This is a genomic window from Neobacillus drentensis (assembly GCF_036966985.1).
In the GTDB taxonomy this organism is placed as follows: domain Bacteria; phylum Bacillota; class Bacilli; order Bacillales; family Cytobacillaceae; genus Neobacillus; species Neobacillus drentensis_E.
This window is the reverse complement of sequence record NZ_JBALSN010000171.1, coordinates 1-3758: the sequence shown is the minus strand read 5'-3', so window position 1 is coordinate 3758 and position 3758 is coordinate 1. Positions and strand designations below refer to the sequence as shown.

At 38.6% G+C, this 3758-nt stretch carries 4 protein-coding genes and 1 pseudogene; all 5 read left to right on the top strand.

Going from position 1 to position 3758, the window contains the following annotated elements:
• Positions 1 to 458 precede the first annotated feature (458 nt).
• On the top strand, positions 459 to 677 hold the full coding sequence (locus tag V7659_RS11710; RefSeq protein WP_098576744.1) for a sigma factor G inhibitor Gin: 219 nt from the start codon (positions 459 to 461) through the stop codon (positions 675 to 677).
• A gap of 94 nt (positions 678 to 771) precedes the next feature.
• On the top strand, positions 772 to 2211 hold the full coding sequence (locus V7659_RS11705) for an aminotransferase class I/II-fold pyridoxal phosphate-dependent enzyme (protein WP_335540164.1): 1440 nt from the start codon (positions 772 to 774) through the stop codon (positions 2209 to 2211).
• Between the two features lie 34 nt (positions 2212 to 2245).
• Positions 2246 to 2878: a dTMP kinase gene (tmk, locus tag V7659_RS11700; RefSeq protein WP_335540163.1), complete on the top strand. Its 633-nt coding sequence runs from the start codon at positions 2246 to 2248 to the stop codon at positions 2876 to 2878.
• A gap of 110 nt (positions 2879 to 2988) precedes the next feature.
• Positions 2989 to 3318 carry a cyclic-di-AMP receptor gene (locus V7659_RS11695; protein WP_144555595.1) on the top strand — a complete coding sequence of 110 codons (330 nt, stop codon included), beginning with the start codon at positions 2989 to 2991 and terminating at the stop codon, positions 3316 to 3318.
• Positions 3319 to 3366: 48 nt separating this feature from the next.
• Positions 3367 to 3758 (top strand): annotated as a pseudogene (locus V7659_RS11690) (DNA polymerase III subunit delta'); the annotation flags it as partial.

Here is a 3758-nt window from a genome sequence, read left to right as displayed (position 1 = left end):
CGTTGCCAGGCACATCAAAGACAACCTGAAAAGGTTGTTTTTTTGTTATGGAGGAAAAGGTAAATATACCGAAGGACAAAACTCCATACATTAGGTGGAAAAATGTCTATCGGAGGGATACCGAAGGACAAAACTCTCTAAGTATACAGAAAAATGTCTATCGGAAGGATTCCAAAGAATATAAGCGGATAATTAAATAGGTGTATAAAGCCAAGGCTCGGAAAAAGGAGTAGCGCGTAACTAAAAAGTGTCACGGTGTATAAGCTAATAGGTTGTTTTTTTGTGTTTTCTTAATAAGGACAAAAACAATAGTAAAGAAGTACGAAATGTTTTCAAAGAAATTACGAATAGACATACACCCAAACGTGAACTGTTACATACTATATTAACTAAGATGGCGCGAAAAAGAGTATTCGAAAAATTGTATACAATTAAAAACTTCCGGGCAGAATGGATGTATGGAGGTGGAGGGATTGAGTTCATTTTTAGCACAGAAATATCATCAGGAAATGTGTGTTATATGTGAGAATTTAAAACCAAAAGGCATACATCTATATACTTCGTTTATTTGTACAGAATGTGAAAATGATTTAATACAAACAGATACAAAGGATCCAAAATATAAATATTTTCTCAAACAGCTGAAAAAAATAACCACGCCAGAAATTTTTTCATAAAAGTCCATTATGGGCTTATTTTTTTTGCAGTCAAATGAGAAAGGGGACTGTTTTTTTGTTAGAATAGATGAGACTCTTAGAAGGAAGTAAACGAATGAATAATCAATCAAAAACACCATTATATGATGCTCTAATCCAACACGTAAACAAAAAGCCGGTTTCCTTTCATGTCCCTGGACATAAATATGGTGAAGTGCTTCAACCTGAGGCTCACCGTTATTTCCAGAATATCTTAAAAATTGATGCAACCGAATTATCGGGTTTAGATGACCTGCACTCACCTGAAGGAGCAATTCTAGAGGCAGAATCACTATTAGCTGATCTCTACCAGACGAGAAAAAGTTATTTTCTTGTTAATGGTTCAACCGGCGGAAATATAGCAATGATTATGGCAGCATGTGAGGAGGGGGCAAAGGTCCTCGTCCAAAGAAATTGCCATAAGTCTATTTTAAATGGTCTAAGTTTAGCAAAAGCGGATCCTATTTTTCTAGAGCCTGAATTTAACCAAGAGTGGAAAATTCCCTCTGGAATCGGTTTAGAAACAGTTAAAGAATCTATCAAATTATATCCTGATGCAAAGGCACTCATTCTGACCTATCCCAACTACTATGGATTGGGATATGCATTACAAGAAATAATAAATGAAGCACATCGGCACAATATTCCTGTACTAGTGGACGAGGCTCACGGACCGCACTTGATCCTTGGCGCTCCATTTCCGCCTTCCGCGCTTCAATTGGGTGCAGACATTGTAGTTCAATCCGCACATAAGATTCTCCCAGCAATGACAATGGGCTCGTACTTACATATTAATAGTGATATGGTCAATAGGAATAAGCTAGAGGAATACCTTGCTATGTTCCAATCAAGCAGTCCGTCCTATCCTATTATGGCATCCTTGGATTTGGCAAGGAACTATTTAGGTGCATATACGCAAGAAGATGTAATATTTCTTTTAACTGAAATCAGACGTTTTAGGGACGAGTTGGCGAATATTCCAGCGATTAGGGTGCTGGAATATCCTAACGAGAGTGGCGATCCTCTAAAAATAACCATTCAGTCTAGATGCCATTTAAGTGGATTTGAAATTCAAAGGAGACTAGAAGAATCAGCAATTTTTACAGAATTAGCCGACCCGAATAATGTACTATTTATTCTGCCCTTACTTAAAGACAGGCAAAGCTTTCCGTTTAAAGAAACTCTTTTGAAAATAAAACAGGCACTAGCTGGATTGTCGGCATATACTTCTCATGAGATATTTGAAACAGCTAGCCAGAAAATCTCCTCTTTAGCGATTTCCTTCAAAGAAATGGAGAATTTAGAGATAGAAGAACTACCAATATCTAAAGTTCTAGGAGAGGTATGTGCCGAAACAATTATTCCATACCCGCCAGGTATTCCTTTGCTGTTAAAGGGAGAAAGGATCACAGAAGACAAGCTCAGTCAGCTTAGCCGCCTAATACAAACCGGGGCAAGGTTCCAAGGAGGAGCTTCATTAAAAGATGGTTGCATAAAGATTTTTTGCACAGCCTAAGAGAGCAAGATACAGTTTTGGAGGTTTTATATAGATGAATAATGGAACATTTATTACATTTGAGGGACCGGATGGTGCAGGTAAGTCAACCATTATTGAAATGGTGGCAAATCAGCTTGGAAATGTACTTTTAACACGAGAACCAGGTGGTATTGATATCGCAGAACAGATTCGAGCTGTCATATTATCTAAAGAGAATACGGCCATGGACCCACGGACAGAAGCATTACTCTATGCTGCTGCTAGAAGACAGCATTTAATAGAAAAGGTAAAACCAGCACTAGATGAAGGGAAAATAGTGTTGTGCGACCGGTTTGTTGACAGTTCTTTAGCATACCAAGGTTATGCGCGCGGATTAGGAATTGATGAGGTGTTTGCGATCAATCAATTTGCAATTGAAAATTTGATGCCGGAGCTAACAATCTACTTTGATATCGAACCAGAGTTGGGGCTGCAGCGGATCAATAAAAATAAAGGCCGTGAAATCAATCGTTTAGATTTAGAAAACCTGGAATTCCACAAAAAGGTAAGTGAGGGATACCATCTATTAATTGACCGTTTTCCAGAGAGAATACGGTGCATTGATGCATCAGGTACTGTGGAAGAGGTTCTTCAGCAAACGTTAAGGATCATTGAAGAATCACTAGCAAAAAGGAAGCCTTATTAAAGGGCTTTTTTTTATCCTAAAGAATCTGTCATTACGAATGTAAGGAGCTCTGTTACCTGTTATAATATAGGAAACGAAACTAGTAATAAAAAAAGGAGAGGATGGTTTGGATGAAAATGATCATAGCTGTCGTACAGGACCAAGATAGTAATCGATTGTCAAAGGCACTAGTGGATAATAATTTTAGAGCAACCAAATTAGCTAGTACAGGTGGATTTCTAAAGTCAGGCAACACGACCTTTATGATTGGTACAGAGGATATCCGCGTGGACCGGGCCCTCCAGATTATTAAGGATAACTGCAGGTCTAGAGAGCAGTTAGTCGCCCCAGTTTCACCGATGGGCGGTAATGCTGATTCGTATGTTCCATATCCAGTTGAAGTCGAGGTTGGCGGAGCCACCGTATTCGTCCTCCCAATCGAACAATATATGCATTTTTAAAAATAAACAATAGATCCGTTATTATAATAAAGTTAGTGAGTGATGAACTTGGGAAAATCATGGGAGCAACTAGAAGAGCTTCAGCCAACTGTCTTAAAAATGTTAAAAAACAGTTTAGTGAAAAATCGAGTGGCCCATGCATACCTTCTTGAGGGCATCAGAGGGACTGGTAAGCGAGAAATAGCCTTGTTACTAACAAAATCGTTATTTTGTGAAGCTATCATTGATCAGTACCGACCATGCGAGGAATGCAACAATTGCCGGCGAATCAATCATGGGAACCATCCCGACGTACATATTGTCGAGCCGGAGGGATTATCGATTAAGGTTGACCAAATTAGAAACTTGCAGGTGGAGTTTTCTAAAAAGGGATTAGAATCTTTGAAAAAGGTTTATTTACTTGTTCATGCCGATAAGATGAGTGTCAGTGCTTCTAATAG

What these genes read in the sequence shown, in the direction of transcription:
- V7659_RS11710 (WP_098576744.1), top strand. Translation starts at nt 459, where the DNA reads ATGGAGGTGGAGGGATTGAGTTCATTTTTAGCACAGAAATATCATCAG.
- V7659_RS11705 (WP_335540164.1), top strand. Translation starts at nt 772, where the DNA reads ATGAATAATCAATCAAAAACACCATTATATGATGCTCTAATCCAACAC.
- tmk (WP_335540163.1), top strand. Translation starts at nt 2,246, where the DNA reads ATGAATAATGGAACATTTATTACATTTGAGGGACCGGATGGTGCAGGT.
- V7659_RS11695 (WP_144555595.1), top strand. Translation starts at nt 2,989, where the DNA reads ATGAAAATGATCATAGCTGTCGTACAGGACCAAGATAGTAATCGATTG.